18 protein-coding genes are annotated in these 18,141 nt (G+C 61.2%); 14 read left to right on the top strand and 4 right to left on the bottom strand.

The window, feature by feature from the left end:
• Positions 1-237: hypothetical protein (locus tag AC1DX0_RS08685; protein WP_477355025.1), on the top strand; the 237-nt coding region annotated here is incomplete at its 5' end.
• A 470-nt stretch (positions 238-707) separates the two neighbouring features.
• Here the strand turns inward: AC1DX0_RS08685 and AC1DX0_RS08680 are convergent.
• Complete coding sequence (locus AC1DX0_RS08680) at positions 708-1,715, bottom strand: LacI family DNA-binding transcriptional regulator (RefSeq protein WP_477355022.1); 1,008 nt, start codon at positions 1,713-1,715, stop codon at positions 708-710.
• Positions 1,716-1,895: 180 nt separating this feature from the next.
• On the opposite strand from AC1DX0_RS08680, the gene AC1DX0_RS08675 reads away from it, so the two are divergent.
• From AC1DX0_RS08675 to AC1DX0_RS08655, 5 genes are read left to right on the top strand one after another with little or no spacing between them, the layout of a single operon-like run.
• A complete protein-coding gene (locus AC1DX0_RS08675; RefSeq protein ID WP_477355019.1) occupies positions 1,896-2,960 on the top strand; it encodes an ABC transporter substrate-binding protein in 1,065 nt (354 codons plus the stop codon).
• 37 nt (positions 2,961-2,997) lie between these two features.
• The gene (locus AC1DX0_RS08670; protein WP_477355016.1) at positions 2,998-4,035 is read left to right on the top strand and encodes an ABC transporter ATP-binding protein; all 1,038 of its coding nucleotides are present in this window, start codon (positions 2,998-3,000) and stop codon (positions 4,033-4,035) included.
• Positions 4,032-4,919 (top strand): ABC transporter permease, encoded by an 888-nt coding sequence (locus tag AC1DX0_RS08665; RefSeq protein WP_477222538.1) that lies wholly within the window; start codon positions 4,032-4,034, stop codon positions 4,917-4,919. Before AC1DX0_RS08670 ends, AC1DX0_RS08665 begins: the two co-directional genes overlap by 4 nt.
• Positions 4,912-5,703 carry an ABC transporter permease gene (locus AC1DX0_RS08660; RefSeq protein WP_477222537.1) on the top strand — a complete coding sequence of 264 codons (792 nt, stop codon included), beginning with the start codon at positions 4,912-4,914 and terminating at the stop codon, positions 5,701-5,703. The genes AC1DX0_RS08665 and AC1DX0_RS08660 overlap by 8 nt, the downstream gene beginning before the upstream one ends.
• Positions 5,646-6,638: a phosphorylase family protein gene (locus tag AC1DX0_RS08655; protein ID WP_477355013.1), complete on the top strand. Its 993-nt coding sequence runs from the start codon at positions 5,646-5,648 to the stop codon at positions 6,636-6,638. The genes AC1DX0_RS08660 and AC1DX0_RS08655 overlap by 58 nt, the downstream gene beginning before the upstream one ends.
• Before the next feature lie 380 nt (positions 6,639-7,018).
• Here the strand turns inward: AC1DX0_RS08655 and AC1DX0_RS08650 are convergent, their stop codons facing one another.
• Entirely contained in the window at positions 7,019-7,861 is an 843-nt protein-coding gene (locus tag AC1DX0_RS08650) for a LysR substrate-binding domain-containing protein (RefSeq protein WP_477222536.1), read from the bottom strand.
• A 48-nt stretch (positions 7,862-7,909) separates the two neighbouring features.
• On the opposite strand from AC1DX0_RS08650, the gene AC1DX0_RS08645 reads away from it, so the two are divergent.
• Positions 7,910-8,953 carry a bile acid:sodium symporter family protein gene (locus tag AC1DX0_RS08645; protein WP_477355010.1) on the top strand — a complete coding sequence of 348 codons (1,044 nt, stop codon included), beginning with the start codon at positions 7,910-7,912 and terminating at the stop codon, positions 8,951-8,953.
• Here AC1DX0_RS08645 and AC1DX0_RS08640 read toward each other — a convergent pair.
• Both AC1DX0_RS08640 and AC1DX0_RS08635 read right to left on the bottom strand, forming a co-directional pair.
• Positions 8,950-10,494 carry a GMC family oxidoreductase gene (locus AC1DX0_RS08640; RefSeq protein WP_477222653.1) on the bottom strand — a complete coding sequence of 515 codons (1,545 nt, stop codon included), beginning with the start codon at positions 10,492-10,494 and terminating at the stop codon, positions 8,950-8,952. The genes AC1DX0_RS08645 and AC1DX0_RS08640 overlap by 4 nt on opposite strands.
• A 160-nt stretch (positions 10,495-10,654) precedes the next feature.
• Positions 10,655-11,443, bottom strand: coding sequence for a GntR family transcriptional regulator (locus tag AC1DX0_RS08635; protein WP_477222534.1), 789 nt, complete (start codon positions 11,441-11,443; stop codon positions 10,655-10,657).
• Between the two features lie 65 nt (positions 11,444-11,508).
• Between AC1DX0_RS08635 and AC1DX0_RS08630 the strand changes: the two genes are divergently transcribed.
• The 7 genes from AC1DX0_RS08630 to fhmpcd1 all read left to right on the top strand — a co-directional run bounded on the left by AC1DX0_RS08630 (position 11,509) and on the right by fhmpcd1 (position 18,141).
• Positions 11,509-12,345 carry a 2-(acetamidomethylene)succinate hydrolase gene (locus tag AC1DX0_RS08630; RefSeq protein ID WP_477222533.1) on the top strand — a complete coding sequence of 279 codons (837 nt, stop codon included), beginning with the start codon at positions 11,509-11,511 and terminating at the stop codon, positions 12,343-12,345.
• Positions 12,346-12,386: 41 nt separating this feature from the next.
• Positions 12,387-13,526 (top strand): FAD-dependent oxidoreductase, encoded by a 1,140-nt coding sequence (locus tag AC1DX0_RS08625; RefSeq protein ID WP_477222532.1) that lies wholly within the window; start codon positions 12,387-12,389, stop codon positions 13,524-13,526.
• Positions 13,527-13,593: 67 nt separating this feature from the next.
• Positions 13,594-14,184, top strand: coding sequence for an amino acid synthesis family protein (locus AC1DX0_RS08620; RefSeq protein WP_477222531.1), 591 nt, complete (start codon positions 13,594-13,596; stop codon positions 14,182-14,184).
• A 31-nt stretch (positions 14,185-14,215) separates the two neighbouring features.
• On the top strand, positions 14,216-14,674 hold the full coding sequence (locus AC1DX0_RS08615; RefSeq protein WP_477222530.1) for a YbhB/YbcL family Raf kinase inhibitor-like protein: 459 nt from the start codon (positions 14,216-14,218) through the stop codon (positions 14,672-14,674).
• Between the two features lie 70 nt (positions 14,675-14,744).
• Positions 14,745-15,467, top strand: coding sequence for a class II aldolase/adducin family protein (locus AC1DX0_RS08610; protein ID WP_477222529.1), 723 nt, complete (start codon positions 14,745-14,747; stop codon positions 15,465-15,467).
• Between the two features lie 116 nt (positions 15,468-15,583).
• Positions 15,584-17,215, top strand: a complete 1,632-nt coding sequence (locus AC1DX0_RS08605; RefSeq protein ID WP_477222652.1) for a GMC family oxidoreductase — start codon at positions 15,584-15,586, stop codon at positions 17,213-17,215.
• Positions 17,212-18,141 (top strand): 5-formyl-3-hydroxy-2-methylpyridine 4-carboxylate 5-dehydrogenase, encoded by a 930-nt coding sequence (gene fhmpcd1 / locus AC1DX0_RS08600; protein ID WP_477222528.1) that lies wholly within the window; start codon positions 17,212-17,214, stop codon positions 18,139-18,141. The genes AC1DX0_RS08605 and fhmpcd1 overlap by 4 nt, the downstream gene beginning before the upstream one ends.

Below are 18,141 nucleotides of genomic sequence, written 5' to 3'. Positions count from 1 at the left end.
GGGACGAGCGATGCCCTTACCCTCCCGCAACTCTTCGGCCTCGACTCGGTTACCGGCTTCGGGTCGACGGATTCGTTCACCGTCAGCCATCTCGATTTCGCGACCTGGGCGGTGCTTCAGGGCGATATGAGCCAATCGGGGGCGAACACGTTGATTACGTTGGACGGGTCGGATGTCCTGACTTTGAAGAACGTTACCGCTTCCAGTCTCACATCGTCGGAGTTCCACATCGTCTGACCCGCGCTATGGCTTGGCGCGTAGAGTGCCAAGTTTGATGGATGGGAAATATAGATAAATAAAATCAGGTAGTTACAGGGCTTTTTTGGTGGGCCAAGATTGATCGAGACCGGTGGCGGCACCTGCAAGAAGCGTCGCGTGGGTCCTTTCCAATTGCCCGCGGGCTTGCGAGGTCAGGGCTCGCCAACCCGCCGTTTTTTGCTTAGAGCGCCGGCAGTCGCCTGCGCAGACGTCCAACGGGGTAAGACGGCCTTCGACCGCATCGACCTGCCAGCAGGCGTCCCAATCGGTGTCATCAGGCGGGCAGTCGCGACAGACATTTAAATCGAGGGGATCTTCGATTTCTGAATGAGGCTCTTGGCCTCAGTCTCAACAATTCTCATTATCGTACCTCATGCTGCGGATTATCGCCGCAACAACGATGCAAGGCGGCAACAGCCGCCTCACTGGCATTCACGGGGACTTCCGCTCTAGAACATCGGGTCGGCCGGCTCGTATCTGCCTTGCAGCAAGACCGTCTCCACCGGCCCAAGCGGATCAATGATCCGGCTTTCCAGGACTTCGATAAGTTTGCGTCCGACACCCGCCATGTCCACGAAATGAACGCCGATCTTCGCCGGCAGGAAGCGTGCCAGCCGCGTGCTGTCCCGAACGACAATGTGGATGTCGCTCCCCGGCGCGAGACCTCTTCTACCAAGAGCATGCAACGCCCCTAGAAGGCCAAGTTCGTTGGCGCATGCCAAGCCCGTCGGCGGATCTGACCAAGCCAGCAGGCGATCGAACCAGGCTGCGCTCGACTCCATGGTGAACATGCCATAACCGACCAGCGACTGGTCGATCGGAAGTCCGGCCTCGGCCATTGCCCTTCCATACCCGGAAAGACGCRTGRCRCTCGCCTGATCCTCCGGMACGAGAAGTTGCAGSGCAATGCGTCGACAGCCCTTGTCCATGAGCCGTCGGGTCGCCTCGTAGGCAATCTGTTCATTGTCGATGTCGACATAAGGATAGGCGGTATCCAAGTCGGTTCTTCCAAACGCGACGAATGGCATGCGTCTATCCAGCAATAGCTTGACGCGCGGATCACCCGCGACCATGCGCGTGATAATCAGCCCGTCTGTGCTGCGCGCCCTAAGCTGCCGCTGCACACTCTCGACGGGATCATCGTCGGGTGTGGTGGAATAGATGGAAAGACTATAACCAGCTTGCCGCGCCGCCAGCGTCATGCCTTCGATCAGAGGAAGCTTCGCCAGGTCGGACAGGTAGTCCCGCGTTTCCATCGGCAGCACAGCCGTCAGCGTCATGGTTCGTCCGGTCTTCAGCGCGCGACCGTGATGATCCGGTACATAACCGACCCGCTCCGCCACTTCCTTGACGCGCGCCACGGTCGAGGGATGCACTTCCGGCCCATCCTTAAGCGCGCGCGATACCGTGGTCACCGAAAGGGAAAGTTCCGCCGCGATCTGTTTTAGATTGGCCATTTCGCCCGACTTTATTTGTGAAAGCGCCGGCTGATTTGCTTGGCATCGTAACGTTACCGGATTCGATACAGCGGTCAAATCCGAACTCACCGCAAGCTGACAACCCGGCTTGACTTTAGGGCATTATGCGGTAATCGTAACGTTACGATTACAAAAAATGCCCGCATATCTGACATTTTGATGAATCCTGGAGGAGGAGAACCTATGTCCTGGCTACGCATTTCCTTGGCCGCAATCGCAGTCACGGCTGCCTTGCCCGTCTCTGCCCAAACCGTCACCATCACGACCGCGGGTGGCGATTATGGCAACGCCGTCAAAGAGGCCATGTGGGCCCCCGCYGCAAARGARCTYGGCTWTGATGTCCGWGARGAGACGCAAAGYGACGGSCTGGCCGCSCTGAAGATGCAGGTCACCKCSGGTGCGGTSACSACCGACATCATCCAYCTSGGCTCGCCGGAAGGCGCGCAGGCCGCCGCACAGTCGCTGYTGGAGCCGCTCGACTACAAGATCATCGATCCTAAGTCGGTGCCAGATGGTGCAAAGTCCGACTACTGCTATCCGTTCGACTCCTATGGCACTGTCATGTCGTGGAGCACCAAGACTTATGGCGAGACTCCGCCGAAGACCTGGGCGGAGTTCTGGGACGTTACCAAGTTCCCGGGCCGCCGCGCACTGCGCGCCAATGCGCAGGATCTGATCGAAATCGCGCTGCTCTCCGATGGCGTGGCGCCGGCAGACGTGTATCCCGTGCTCAGCACGCCGGAGGGCTTGGAGCGCGCCATCAAGCGGCTCGAAGCGATCAAGCCAAATGTCTCAGTCTGGTGGACCTCGGGAGCCCAATCCGCACAGTTGTTGAAAGACAGCGAGGCGGATCTGGTCGTTACTTGGAACGGACGGGCGCAGACCGTGAAAGCGGATGGTGGCGCGGTTGACTATACCTTCAAAGGTTCCGTCATCGGCACGGACTGCCTTGGGGTGCCGAAGGGAGCGCCTAACAAGGAAGCGGCCATGAAACTCATCGCGGCGATGACGCAGCCCGCGCGCGTGGCCAAGCTGACCGACTTCATCGCCTACGGCCCTGTCAACCCTGCTGCATATGAGGGAGGCCTCATCCCCAAAGACCGTCTGAAGACCCTCGCGACCGCGCCTGAAAATGCTGGCACTTCGGTGTTTTCGAATGCGGACTGGTGGGTCAAGAACGGCGAGGCCGCTCAAAAGGCCTTCGATGAGATGATGAACCGCTGAGCCTCGAATTCGTCAGCTTTAACGCTGGAGGCCTATGATGAAGTCGCTCCCGATCACCATCGACAGCGTGCGCAAGGCCTATGGGTCGTACGTCGCGCTGGACGATGTCTCGCTCGACATTCAGGCTGGCGAGTTCCTCACGCTGCTGGGTCCGTCCGGGTCGGGCAAGACCACGCTGCTCATGGCTTTGGCCGGGTTTGTCCGGCCCGATTCCGGGAGGCTCTTTTTGGGTGATCGGGACATTACCCGCCTGGCCCCCAACAAGCGCGACATCGGCATCGTGTTCCAGAACTACGCCCTGTTTCCCCACATGAACGTCCTGGCGAACGTCGAGTATCCGCTGGTGCTGCGCAAGATGCCGAAAGCGGAGACCCGYCAGCGGGCGCTTGACRCMCTGGCCCGYGTGAAGCTGGACGGTCTGKCGGAGCGCAAYATTGCMGCATTGTCCGGCGGCCAGCGCCAGCGGGTGGCGCTGGCGCGGGCGATCGTCTTCGAGCCGCGCGTGATGTTGATGGACGAGCCGTTGTCGGCGCTCGACAAGAACCTGCGCGAAACCATGCAGTATGAGATCCGGCGTCTGCACGATGATCTGGGGATCACCACAATCTACGTGACGCATGACCAGCGCGAAGCGCTGATCATGTCTGACCGGGTGGCAGTGATGAATTYCGGCCGCATCCAGCAGATCGACACGCCACAGCAGATTTATGACCGTCCATCGACCCGCTTCGTCGCGGAATTCATGGGCGAGGCCAACATTGTGGCCGCGGGCTCTGTGCGCAGAATCGACGGCGCCGATGCTTCACGCGAGACCCTGATGATCCGCGCCGAAAGCTTCCATCTTGATGCAAAGCTCGTCGGACGAGACGGGATAGCGCTTGAGGGAACGCTGCGCGCCAAGGCGTTTCGCGGCGAGAACTGGCTTTTGACTATGGTCCTTGACGCCGGGCAAGACGTTCTCGTCTGCGTTCCGGCAGCGCTGGCCAGCGGCTGCGCCGAACTCGCCACTGGTCAGCGGGTGACCGCCTATGCACCAGCAGCGAAAGTTCATCCGCTACCGGGAGCGAGAGCGTGACCGTCCTCGCCGATCCTGCGCTTGCGGCAGATGCGCGACGCGAGCGGCGCTTCTTCCTGTCGCTTTCACTGCCTGCGCTGTTCATCGTTGGGTTGGCGGCGATACTGCCCATCCTATGGATTATCCGGCAATCCTTCCTGACCACAGGGGGCGAATACACCGTCGGCAATTACGAGAAGGTGCTGTCGAGCGGGTTGACATGGTCGGCACTCGTGACAACCGTTGAGCTGTCCTTTGGGACGCTGGCGCTCTGCATTCTTCTCGGCACTCCCCTGGCGCTCGCCCTGGCCAGCGCCAGACCGAGGGTGGCCAATTTGCTCATGGCCTTCGTCATGCTGCCGTTATGGACCTCCATTTTGGTGCGCACCTATGGCTGGCTCGTGCTCTTGCGGCGCGAAGGCCTGATCAACGCGGCTTTGACAGGTTCAGGCCTGACAGCCGAGCCATTGCCGCTGGTCTACAATTTCACGGGAACGCTCATCGGCATGGTTCACTACATGCTGCCGCTCTTCCTGCTGCCCGTCTATGCCGCGATGCGCGATATCGACGCCAATCTTGTCCGCGCTTCGGCGAGCATGGGCGCCACGCTCGGGCAAACGATCCGCGCCGTCATCCTGCCGCTTTCGACCGGCGGCATCTTCTCGGGCTCATTGATCGTCTTCATCTACACCATAGGCTTCTTCATCACGCCGGCGGTGCTTGGCGGCGGCAAGGTAAATCCTCTCTCCATCCGGATCGAGCGCACGCTGTCGACCTTTCAGGACTGGGGATCGGCGAGCGTCCTGGGCATTCTGCTCCTCGTTCTCATGGCGCTGATCGGCGTGATGTTCCTGGCGGCACGCCGACTGATGGCGCGCAACAAATTCGGTACGGCCCATGCTTGAAGCCTATCCAGACAACAGGCTGGCCCGCATTCTCCTGTGGAGCTTTTGCGCGCTCGTATTGGCGTTCCTGATGCTGCCGACGCTGGTCGTCGTCCCGATCTCCTTTTCAGCGTCCGATCTCCTCGAGTTTCCGCCGCGCGCATACTCGTTGCGCTGGTACGAGAATTTCTTCGGTTCGGCGACATGGATGGCCGGGCTCAGGACGAGCCTGATCCTCGGCACATTGACGGCGACGCTCGCAGTGCCCCTGGCGCTGCTGGCCTGCATCTCGATCAACCGGCTCGGCGGAAGGACCGCCTTGGCCATTCAGGGCGCTCTGCTCACCCCGTCCATCGTGCCGGGCATCCTGCTTGCGATCGGCCTCTTCTTTGTGCTGGCGGCGCAACGTCTGGTCGGAACGCTGTTCGGCGTGCTGGTCGGGCATGTGGTGCTGGCCATTCCGGTCGCCTGCATTGTGTTGTTGCCCGCTCTGGCCCGCTTTGACTGGAACCAGGTTCAGGCGGCGCGCAGCCTCGGCGCAAACTGGGCGAGAGCCATTGGCGGGATAATCGTACCGCAACTTCAGATCAGTCTGTTGTCTGCCACGCTGATGGCCTTCCTGACGTCGCTGGACGAGTCTGTGATTTCGATCTTCGTCGCCAGCGGTCAAAACAGCACGCTGCCGAAGCTCATGTTCCTGTCGCTGCGCGATCAGATCGACCCGACCATTGCGGCGATTTCGACCTTGTGGACCGTCATCGTCCTGGTCGCCGTCCTGATCGTGAGCCTTCGCCAAAAATCCTGACAGAGACTGGAAACATGCCTACAGATCATCAAGCAGCCGGTGCTCCGGCGGATCAATCAACGGAAATCCCTCAGGTGGGGTTGGCCATCATCACCGGCTCGGCAAACTGGGGGCTTGCCTTCCCGGAAGATGTCGAATTCGAGGGTGTGCGCACCTTGCAGCGCGACATGAGTTTTGAAACGCCTTTCGGTCGCAGCGACAACTGGAAGCTGCTCGAGTTCGATGCGTCGATTACCGTCGAGGGCAAAACGAAACGTGCCCTGTGCATGTATTCGCACGGCAATCCCCGCGACCATATCGACCATTCCTGCCATCGCCGCGCGTTCTGGGTCTTGATGAACGCGGGTGTAAGGCAAGTGCTGTCCTGCTCGACCATTGGCGCCGTCAACAAGGCGATCCAGCCCGGCGACATGGTGGTCAACGCCGATATCATCGAGCTGACGCAGACCCCGTTTTCACTGCTTCCCGGCCGCCAGAGCTTCGACTGCTCGGGCAAGCAGATCGTATGTCCAAGATGTGCGGCGGTTCTGGTCGAAACGGCCCGCCGTCATTGGCCGGCCGAATGCCGGGTCCATGGCATCGAACAGCAGTTGGTGGCTGCCCACTGTTACGGGCCGCGACTGACAAGTCCGGCCGAAGCCTTGGCGTTTCGAAGCATGGGAGCGGATGTGCTCAACCACTCGATTGCCCCCGAAGCCACCTTGTCGCGCGAGATTGGCGCGTGTTTCGTGCCTCTTGCATTCGTAACAGCAGGTTTCAACGACTATATGGACCGCAATCGCCAGGCRTTGCTGCAGGATGACGTGTTGCCGAACCTGTCCATGACAGCCTCGCGGGTTGCGCTGGAGACCGCGGCACGWCTTCCGGCCAATCCTGAATGCTCTTGCCAGGGTTTGAAATCGCCTCAACCATCAGAGCGCGCCAGCCGGTTCTAAGTCACGTTCAGCGCCGCTTTGGGTGCTTAGATCAGCCGATTGAAGCGTGGAGCGCTCCCGGTTCCACGACAGGCAACATAGCTCGATAAGGTATAGTGGCCTGCTCCGCCCATTCCTCTGGGCCTACCAATTTCATGTGGAATAATGAGCGTTCAACCAAGCGCAGGGGAGTGGATAGCAGGATGCCGAGGTCTCGATGTTGTGCGAGAATGGTGCCCTGGCTTCGACACTCGCCTGCGGTCCGTTAGTTCGCCGAAAATGTGCTACATATTGTGATGCAAATTTGGCCTTTTTGACGCAAAAAGTATAATTAAAACAATGACTTGTTGAAAATCGATCCCAGCTAAGGTACCATCGGCCGACATCCCTTGCGCAATGCGTCAGCGCAGGCCTCTCGCCTTGATCAGAATGTCGTCGGAAAGCGCTGAGACGAGTGCGCGGTCCGCTCCTTTGCTGGGGATCAGGACGAATTCCACATCCTCCAGCGGCGGCAGGCGGCTGATCTCTTTCAGGCCTGAAGGCGACATGCTTTGCGGTTGCACCAGAACCCCCATGCCGGCGCGGGCGGCGGCCGTCAGCCCGCTCAGGCTGCCGCAGGTGCAGACGATACGCCATGGCATGCGGTGCTGCTCGAGCACTTCCAGCGCGATGCTGCGCGTGACGCTCGGCGGCGGGAAGGCGATCAACGGCAAGGCCGCGAGCGACAAGACGTGTTCCGGATCGCGGGCGAGCCAGACAAGCGGCTCGCGATAGACGAGCCGGCCACGGCTGTCGCCCAGCCGGCGCTTTGCCAGGACGAGATCGAGTTCGCCATTGTCCTGCATCTGGTAGAGCACGCCGCTCAGCGCGACGGTCAGCTCAAGATCAACGGACGGGTGAGACCGGACGAAATCCTCCAGCACCAGCGGCAGACGGCTGGCAACCAGGTCCTCGGATACGCCGAGCCTCAAGGTGCCCCGCAGCCGCTGCGCGGTGAAAAGCGCCTGTACTTGCCCCTCTATGGACAACATGGTCCGGGCATGGCCGAGCAGGGCTTCGCCGTCAGGCGTCAGCACCACCTTGTGCGTATCGCGGGCCAGCAACTGCCTGCCGATCACGGCCTCCAGCTTGCTGATGTGCTGGCTGACGGTGGATTGTCCGAGCCCCAGCCTCTCGGCGGCGAAGGTAAAGCTTCCCATCTGCTGGACGGTGACGAAGCTGCGAAGTTGGACCAGATCGAGCATTGATATCTCAAATGACGATAACTGTTATTCATTGTATCCCATTTCGCAATGCGCCAAAAGACGACGCCGCCACTTTGGAGCGAACATGTCATGCGCCGCTTTCTGCCGGACTCCTTTCTGATCCTCCTGTTGTGCACCGTCGCGCTTGCGTCGGTCGCGCCGGCAACCGGGGCGTTTGCGGGATGGTTCGCGATCGCCACCAATCTTGCCGTGGCGCTGCTGTTCTTCCTGCACGGTGCGAGGCTCTCGCGCGATGTCGTTGTTGCCGGCCTGATGCATTGGCGCCTGCACCTGGTGATCCTTCTGACGACCTTTGGCCTGTTCCCGCTGCTGGGTCTGGCGCTTGGCTATCTGCCTGCGTCGATCCTGCCCAAGCCGCTCTATCTCGGCATTCTGTTTCTGTGTGTGCTGCCGTCGACGGTCCAATCCTCGATCGCGTTCACCTCGATGGCCGGTGGCAATGTCCCCGCTGCCATCTGCTCGGCGTCCRCCTCCAACATCTTCGGCATGTTCCTGACGCCCTTGCTCGTCGGGCTGCTCTTCTCCATGGGCGGGCATGGCGGATTTTCGTGGGATGCGGTGAGCCAGATCCTGGTGCAATTGCTCCTGCCCTTTGCACTCGGACAGGTGCTGGAACCCCGGATCGGCAACTGGATACGCTCTCGCAAGACACTGCTGATGCCTGTCGATCGCGGCTCGATCCTGATGGTCGTCTATCTGGCCTTCAGCACGGCGGTCGCCGAAGGGCTGTGGCACATGTTCACGCTGCGCGACATTGCCGTTGTCGTGGTCGCCGACATGGTGCTGCTCGGCCTGGTGCTTCTGTGCACGACCTATGGCAGCCGGCTTCTCGGCTTCAACAAGGCCGACCAGATCACGATCACCTTCTGCGGCTCGAAGAAAAGCCTGGCGAGCGGCGTGCCGATGGCCAACGTCATCTTTGCCGGCCAGGGCGTCGGCGCGATCGTTCTGCCGCTGATGCTGTTCCACCAGATACAGCTCATGGTCTGCGCCATGATCGCCCAGAAATATGCCAGAGCGGCGCGCCGGTCTTCCCTACCGCAAGCCGAGCCGACGGCCTCGGTGGCTTAGTGTCCTCGAGCGAAGGTCTCGGCGATGGCGAGGACCGCGGCATGAATCGGTCCTGCGGTGAGGTTGGGCATGATCGACGCGTCCACGACAAAGAGATTGTCGAGCGCCTTCAACCGTAGATCTGCATCGACGACGGCATCCGCGTCCTTGCCCATCCTGCAGGTACCGCAGGGATGATGGTGTGTGATGACCGACCGCGCGATGAAGTCGTCGATCTCGGCTGCATTGTTCAGGCTGCCTGGCAGAAGTTCGCGCTCTCGCCAGCCGGCGAATTCATCCCTATGTCCGATTGTCCGTGCCGCCTCGAGTGCCCTGCGGAACAGCTCCCGGTCGCGACCGGTTTGCAGGTAGGCCGGGTCGATGATCAGGGGATCACCGAGCTCAGGACCACTTATGCGCACGCTGCCGCGGCTCGTCGGATGTGTGATGCCGAACAGCAGCGAGTAGGCCGTGCCGGCGGCGGGTGCCTGGAAGCACTCGGACACGATCGGCGCGATGCCGCAACCGACGACTATCTCAGGCTGCCCGGTGGCGGTGAAGCTGTCGGCGCGCATATAGGCCATCGACTCTGAATGTTGGAGGCGTGAGGGAGGCACCGGCTTGCGGGCCGCATAAAGGTTGCCGGCGCCAAGCAGGTGGTCCTGAAGGTTTCGACCGATTTCAGGCATATCGATCAGGCAGCCAACGCCCGCTGCATCGAGCACATCGTGCGGACCAATCCCCGAACGCATCAGCAGAGCCGGACTTTCCAGTGCTCCGGCACAAAGGACAATTTGGTTCGCAAAGATTTCGACCGAACCCTGTCGCCCTGCGATCTCAAGGCTGCGGATTTGGTTGCCCCTGAGATTGAGCCGCCGCACCCGGGATCCGGTAAGGATGGTCAGGTTTTTGCGCTCTCGAACTGCCCTGGTAAGCCAGGCGTCCGCCGCCGTGACCCGCCGCCCGTCGCGGATGTTCAAGGAGTTCGGGGTGACACCGATCATCTCGCCGCTGTTGTGGCCCTCAAGGCGAGGCAGACCCAACGCTGCACCTGCCTCGATGAAGGCACGAGCAACCGGACTGACTTCGTCCCCTGGCAAATGGATAGGCAAAGGCCCGTCCTTGCCGTGGATACCGTCGCCGCCAAGCGGGTGGTTTTCGATCGACTGGAAAACCGGCAGCAGTTCATCCCAGCTCCAGCGGCGATCCCCAGTGGCATCGACCCAGGCCTGGAAGTCGGCAGGATGGCCGCGCATATAACCCATTGCGTGCAGGCAACTCGAGCCGCCGATCAACCGCCCGCGCGCCCAATGATGCACCCGGCCCGCGGTGCCGGCTTGCGGCTCCGTGCGATAGTCCCAATCGTAGCTGCGGCCCTGAAGCGCCGGCCAGGCAGCGGGGTTCCAGATGTCGGGATCCGTCGCCTCTTCGCCTGCCTCGATCAGCAGAACGCGGCGATCCGGCTCTTCACTCAGTCGCGCGGCAAGCAACGTGCCGGCCGACCCACCGCCGACGATGACGATATCGCAATCCGGCTTGCGCTCGACATTGGCCATGGTCATCATCACTCCATCTGCCACTTTGCTGGCTTCGATAACCGGCATGTCCGACACCGACACGGTGAAGACCCCGCGCACTGATCCGCATCAGGCAGATAAACCCGATCCGAAAAATCATGAAGGACTTCGAGTCTTCAGACGGAACTGCAGTCTTTCGAAGACCTCAAATTCCGTTGTCCATGGATACCTTCGCTGCCGCTTTCGCTCTCAAGACATGCTGCTTCGAGGCTTTGCGGGCGGCTTTCTCGTCGCCGGCGGCGATGGATTCGAATATCTCCCTCATCTCCGCCAGGCTGCTTTGTGCTCTGCCTTCCAGGGACATAGATCGTCCTCGAAAGAAGCTTATCCTGGCCACCAGACCGCGATGGACTTCCTCCAGGATCGGGTTCCCGCAATTCGCGAGAATGATCGAATAGAAGTCCGCAGCGGTCATGACCTGCGCCAGGCTGTCATTGCTGGATGCCGCTTCTTCGAATGCGGAAAGAGATTTCTCGAGTTCACGCAGCTGTTCAGGCGAAATTCTCAACGCACATCGTCCCGCCGCCTCGACTTCCAGCAGCTCTCGAACCTCGTAGATGGCGGTGGCCACCTCCCACGAAAGTGCCGGTACCGATGGCCCGCGATTGGGTACGATCTCGATCAGGCGCTCGGCCTCAAGACTGCGCAAAGCCTCCCTTAACGAGGGGCGGCTGATGCCGAGTTGTGTGCACAGTTGACTTTCGATGAGGCGGCTTCCCGGCTGAAACAAACCGGAGAAGATCGCGAGCCGTAACTTGTCGACGGTCTCCCGTTGCACCGTCCGTGGCGAAATTCGCAAATTCAAATCTGGGGGCATCGACAACGTCTCATGGGCTTTTGAGTCGCAAGCTGAAGCAGCATACGCCACGCCATGGAAATTTGACAGCATGATAGCCAGATTGTCAAATCTCAAGATTGCAAGAATGTCAGACAATCCGCTTGACGGCCCCCCGGCTGATATGATCCTTTTGCAGGAGAAGGGCAGCGGAGGCGAGGATCATGGACATGGCGGCGGACATACCTTCCGACCACATCATCTCGCGCCGCGTCGACATTGGCCGCATCACCTTGAACGTGCGCGAGAAGGGCAACGGCCCGTTGATGCTGTTCTTCCACGGCATCACCTCCAACTCCGCGGTCTTCGAGCCGTTGATGGCCCGGCTCTCGGATCGGTTTACGACCATAGCGGTTGACCAGAGGGGGCACGGCCTCAGCGACAAGCCGGAAACCGGCTACGAGGCGAACGACTATGCAGACGACATCGCCGGCCTGATACGCACGCTCGATCGCGGCCATGCCATCCTCGTCGGCCATTCGCTCGGTGCTAGAAATTCCGTCACCGCCGCGGCGAAATACCCGGATTTGGTGAGGTCGGTCATCGCAATCGACTTTACGCCGTATATCGAGACCGAAGCGCTGGACGCGCTGGAGGCGCGAGTGAATGCGGGGAGCCAGCTTTTCGAGGATGTAAAGGCCGTCGAAGCATATCTCGCTGGCCGCTATCCGAATATTCCCGCCGACGCCATCAGGATCAGGGCTGAAAGCGGCTATCAGTCGGTCGATGGCGGATTGCGTCCGTTGGCCTCGCCTGCGGCCATGGCGCAGACCGCCAGGGGCCTGCGAGCGGACCTGGTGCCCGCCTACCGCGACGTGACCAAGCCAGTCCTCATCGTTCGAGGCGAGACGAGCAAATTGGTGTCGGCGGCGGCGCTGGCGAAGACAAGCCGGCTGCGGCCCGATCTGCCTGTCGTCGTCGTTCCGGGCGCCGACCATTACGTCAACGAGGTGTCTCCCGAGATCACGTTGAAAGCCATCACCAACTTCATAGACGCCTGACGGCCAAGCGCCGTCTTCTTGTACGCAGCAGGATCCAGAAAATGGCCAACGTAAACAGAACTCCGGGCAAAACGCGTCGTGCCGAGGTCGCCGGCGGCGGCTTTGCCGGCCTGACAGCCGCCATCGCGCTCAGGCAGAACGGCTGGGATGTCAGGCTGCACGAAAAGAGCTCGGAGCTGCGGGCATTCGGCGCGGGCATCTATCTCTGGCACAATGGCCTTCGCGTGCTCGAAGGGCTGGGCGCCCTGGACGAGGTTCTCCATGGCTCGCACACGCCTCCGACCTACGAGACGTGGATGCACAACAAGTCGGTTTCCAAAGAGACGTTCAACGGTCTCCCTTGGCGCATCATGACCCGCAGCCACCTGCACGATGCCCTGGTCAATCGGGCCCGTGCCCTGGGTGTCGACATCCGCGTCAATTCCGAAGCAGTCGCCGCCGATCCGGAAGGCCGCCTGACCCTCCAGAGCGGTGAGGTTCTCGAAGCCGACCTGATCGTCGGCGCCGATGGCGTTGGCTCCAAGGTCAGGGATTCTATCGGCTTCAAACAGGATCGGTGGGTTTCGAAAGATGGTCTCATCCGACTGATTGTCCCGCGCATGAAGAAAGATCTCGGCCATGGCGAGTGGGACAATACCATCGACATGTGGAACTTCTGGCCGCGTGTTCAGCGCATTCTCTACTCGCCCTGCAATGAGAATGAGCTCTATCTGGGCTTGATGGCTCCGGCCGCCGATCCTCGCGGCTCAAGCGTTCCGATCGATCTCGAGGTTTGGGTCGAGATGTTTCCTTTCCTGGAGCCATGCCTGATCGAGGCGGCCAAGCTGAAAACCGCCAGATACGACAAGTACGAAACGACCAAGCTGGATAGCTGGACAAGAGGCAAGGTCGCGCTCGTGGGGGATGCCGCGCATGCAATGTGCCCGGCTCTTGCCCAGGGCGCCGGTTGCGCGATGGTCAATGCCTTCAGCCTGTCGCAGGACCTGGAGGAAGGCTCTTCGGTCGAAGATGCGCTCGTCGCGTGGGAGACGCGCATTCGCCCGATCACGGATCGCTGCCAGGCCCTGTCCGGCGACTATGCGGCGAACCGTTCGCTCTCGAAAGGAAACATGTTCACGCCAGCGGCGCTGGAAGCCGCCCGCTACGACCCTCTGCGCCGTGTCTTTTCATGGCCGCAGTAAACGTCGGGCAAGCCGGCCAACGAATTAATCGGTGCATGCGCAAGCGCGCGCCCTTCAGGAGATAAAGATGAACTATTCCAGTGAAGTCGAAAGAGACTATGATGTCAGGGGATGGTACTCTTCCGTCCAGGAAAGCCGGCATGACGGCGGCACACCTGGCGAGACCCTCGTCAAAGTCGCGACAGGCGTTGTCATACGCAATCCCTTCGCCGGAAAATTCGTCGCCGAACTGTCCGATCTGACAAATCCAAGTGCAGCGATCGGTCATGCGCTCGGCGAGCGTGCCGTGGCGCTGCTCGGCAACAGGCCGGTCGAAAGCTATGGCAAGGGCGGCATCGCGGGCACATCAGGCGAACAGGAACATGTCGTCGCTTGCATCACCACGGTATTCGGAGACCCGCTGCGGCAGCAGGTGGGTGGTGGCAAGGCCTGGATCTCGTCGGTCAGCAAGGTCGCGGTCGCCGGCACGACCATCGATATTCCGCTTGCCCACAAGGACGAGCTCTACATCCGTTCTCACTATGATGCCGTCACCTTTTCCGTGCCGGATGCCCCGCGCCCGGACGAGCTTTTGATCTGCATCGCAGTTGCTTCCGGTCCGCGCGTGCATCAGCGCGTCGGGGGCAAATCCGTCGCCGACCTGAAGGCCGGTGCCTAGTTCGATCGAAATTGCTGAAGGACGAAATTGCATGCCCCTGAACATCAAGGACCTCAAGATTACCTCAGCGGATTTCAAGCCGCTCGGGAAGCTGCGCGACGAACATGCCGGCGACAAGGGCAACGTATTGCCCAGGCTTACCGTCAGCGGCGTCCCGGCAGGGACGAAAGAACTCGCGGTCATCTGCCACGATCCGGACGCGCCGCTCGCCAACGGTTTCACGCATTGGGTGGTCTACGGCATCGATCCCTCGGCCACCGATCTTTCGGACGCGCAGGAGAAGTTCCGTGTCGGACCCAATGGCGCCGGCGGCAAGCAATATTACGGACCGCAGCCGCCCGCGGGCCATGGAGAACATCACTACTATTTCTGGGTCTATGCTCTCGACACGAAGGTCGAAGGCACGCCCACCCGGGAAGAGTTCCTGCAGAAATATGCCGGGAACATCATCGAGCAGAACCGGATCGTTGGCATCTACGAAAACAAGTGAAATCCGCGGCCCTGGCGACCGATAACAAAAACAAGAATGGCCGCCATCGCCGCAATGGGAGAATTTGGAAATGACAGACAACAGCCCAGCGCGCCAGAAGGTCTTCGAGGAGCTTGTTACAGCAACGAAGATCCTTCTGAACGAAGGTGTCCTGGATACGTTCGGGCACATCAGTGCCCGTGACCCCGAGGATCCTGAGAGCTTCTTCCTGGCGCAGAAGCTTGCTCCAAGCCTGATAACGGCCGGCGACATGCAGCGTTTCAACCTCGACGGCGAGACCTCGGACAACCGGCCGTCCTATCTGGAGCGCTATATCCACAGCGAGATCTACAAGGTACGGCCCGACGTCCAGTGCGTGCTCCACAGCCATTCGCCGGCTGTCCTGCCCTATTGCTTCACCGACCAGCCGCTGCGGCCCGTGACCCATATGGGGGCTTTCCTCGGCGACGCCGTCCCGGTCTACGAGATACGCGACAAGCAGGGAGACGCTACCGATCTCTTTGGCGGCAGCCGGAGCGTCTGTGCGGACATCGCTGAAAGCCTCGGGACCTATCCCGTAGTCCTCATGGCGCGGCACGGCGTCGTCAATGTCGGCAGTTCTGTCCGGCAGGTGGTGTTCCGGGCTTTCTATCTTGAACAGGAGGCGGCAGCGCAGACCGCCGGCCTGCGGATCGGCACGATCAAGTATCTGTCGCCGGGCGAAATCAAGGCCGCGGGAAATCTCGTCGGCGCCCAGATCGACCGTGGATGGGATCACTGGTCGCAGCGCCTCAGGGAGGCGGGCCTGGCCTAGGGTTCGCCGATGTTTGAACATACCCGGAAGACCTTGGTCCTGGCCCCGGTTTTCCAGGCTCGATCGCAATGGGTTCCCTGACGCCACGGCGTCAGACGAAGGCAATGAAACGCACCATGCCGCACGCTGAAAGCTACGACTACATCATTGTTGGGGCCGGATCGGCCGGTTGCGTGCTCGCCAACCGGCTGAGCGCCGACCCGAAATGTTCGGTGCTGTTGCTGGAAGCCGGCGGCTGGGACCGCGATCCCATGATCCATATACCGCTTGGCTGGGGCAAGATTCTGACCGAGCGGCGTCATGACTGGATGTATTTCTGCGAGCCGGAAGACAATGTCGGCGGACGCAAGGTCGAATGCGCGCGCGGCAAGGTTATCGGCGGATCATCGTCGACCAACGCCATGGCCTATGTGCGGGGAAATCGCGGCGACTATGATCGTTGGGCAGCCACGGGGCTCAGCGATTGGTCCTATGACAAGGTGCTGCCGTATTTCCGCAAGCAGGAAAGCTGGGAAGGCGGCGAGAACCAGTATCGTGGCGGCAACGGCCCGGTCAGCACCCAGTTCTGCCGCTACAAGGACACGCTGATCGACGCCTTTGCGCAAGCCAGCGTGCAGGCCGGTTACGAGCAGACGAAAGATTACAATGGCGAGCGGCAGGAAGGGTTCGGCCGCCTCCAGATGACGATTTCAAAGGGCCGGCGCGCCTCGACCGCGACAGCCTACCTGCGGCCGGTGCTGAAGCGGCCCAACCTGACCGTTCTGACGGAAGCGAGCGCTACGAAGATCGTGCTGGAGGGTGCGCGTGCCACTGGCGTCACCATCAACCATCGCGGCGGCGAACGCACGGTTCTCGCCCGCAAGGAAGTGCTGCTTTCCGGCGGTGTGATCAACACGCCGCAACTCATGATGCTGTCGGGCATAGGGGCGCAGGACGAGCTTGCCGCCTACGGCATCCAGACGCGGGTCAACCTGCCGGCGGTCGGCAAGAACCTGCAGGATCACGTCTCGGTCATCCTCATGTACCGTCGCCGGGCTCCGAGCGGCCCGTTCCTGCGCAACATGCGTGCCGATCGGATCGGGCTCGATTTCGTCAAGACCTACTTCACGGGACGCGGTTTTTCCGGCGATGTGCCCGGAGGCGTTGTCGCCTTCCTCAAGAGCGGTCCGTCGCGACCATTGCCGGATGTGCAACTGCTCTTCACGGCGGCGCCGCTCGCCGCATGGCCATATTTCAAGCCATTCAAGGCGCCGTTTGCGGACGGCTTCGCAACGCGCATCGTGGCCACGCAGCCTGAAAGCCGGGGCGCGGTGAAACTGGCGTCGGCCGATCCTTTGACGGCGCCCCTGATCCACCAGAATTTCCTGGCCTCGCCGAAGGATTGGGAGTCGCTGCGCGCCGGCTTCCGGGTGGCGCGGGATCTCGCGTCTCAGCCCTCCATGCAACCCTTCATCGAGGCGGAGTTTTTTCCCGGCCCGAATTGCCAGAGCGACGACGAGATCGACGAGCATATCCGCAAGACCTCCATCACCGTGCATCATCCGGCCGGGACTTGCCGGATGGGCACCGACGAAGCCTCGGTCGTCGACCCGCAATTGCGCGTTCGCGGCGTCCAGGGTCTCAGAGTGGTGGACGCTTCCGTCATGCCCGACCTGGTCTGCGGAAACATCAATGCGGCAGTGATCATGATCGCCGAGAAGGCCGCCGACCTCATCGCCAGTTCGAAGGAAAGCAGGGCAGTGTCATGATCCAGCGTATCGCCATCATCGGTATGGGCACGATGGGTCCGGGCATGGCCGCCCGGCTCGCCAGAGGCGGCCTTCAGGTGGTCGCCTACGATGTTGCCCCGGCAGCGATCGAGCGCGCGCGATCCATGCTGGGCGTGGCCGAGGGCGTTCTCGACGCCTTGGGCATCGCGCCACCGTCGGCCGGCGTTGGAACGGTTCGCTTCACGGATGATATCGGCGACGCGGTATCCGGCGCCGACCTCGTCATCGAGAACGTTCCTGAAAACATTTCGGTCAAGGCCGATGTCTATCGCACGATAGACGGCCTGATCGCCTCGGACACGATCGTCGCGTCCGACACGTCGGGTATCCCGATCACCAAGCTGCAGGCGCATATCTCGCATCCCGAGCGGATGGTGGGCATGCACTGGTCGAACCCGCCGCACATCATCCCGATGATCGAGGTGATCGCCGGCGAGAAGACTGCGCCGCAAACCGTGGCCACGATCCGCGATCTCATCCGGTCGATCGGCTTGCTGCCGGTGGTGGTGAAGAAGGATGTTCCGGGCTTCGTCGAAAACCGCGTGCTCTATGCGCTGCTGCGCGAGGCAGTCGACCTTGTCGAGCGCGGCGTCATCGATCCGGAGGATCTCGACACCTGCGTGTCGTGGGGCATCGGCTACAAGATCGCCGTCATCGGACCGATGGCGCTGCTCGATATGGCCGGCCTCGATATCTACAAATCCGTTTCTTCCTTCCTCAACGCGGATCTTTCCAATCGCGATGATGTCGCCCCTATGGTGCTGGAAAAGACCAACGCGTCGAAGCTCGGCATCAAGTCGGGCGAGGGCATGTTCTCCTATACGCCCGAACAGACCAAGGCGCTGCAAGGCGAACGGGCGCGCAAACTCGTCGCGGTGCGGCGTATCCTGGAGGGCCGGGAGTAG

It is taken from the genome of Mesorhizobium sp. P3_A9, from assembly GCF_056402975.1.
The sequence above is the reverse complement of the archived record's forward strand: the minus strand, read 5'-3'. Positions and strand labels throughout refer to the sequence as shown.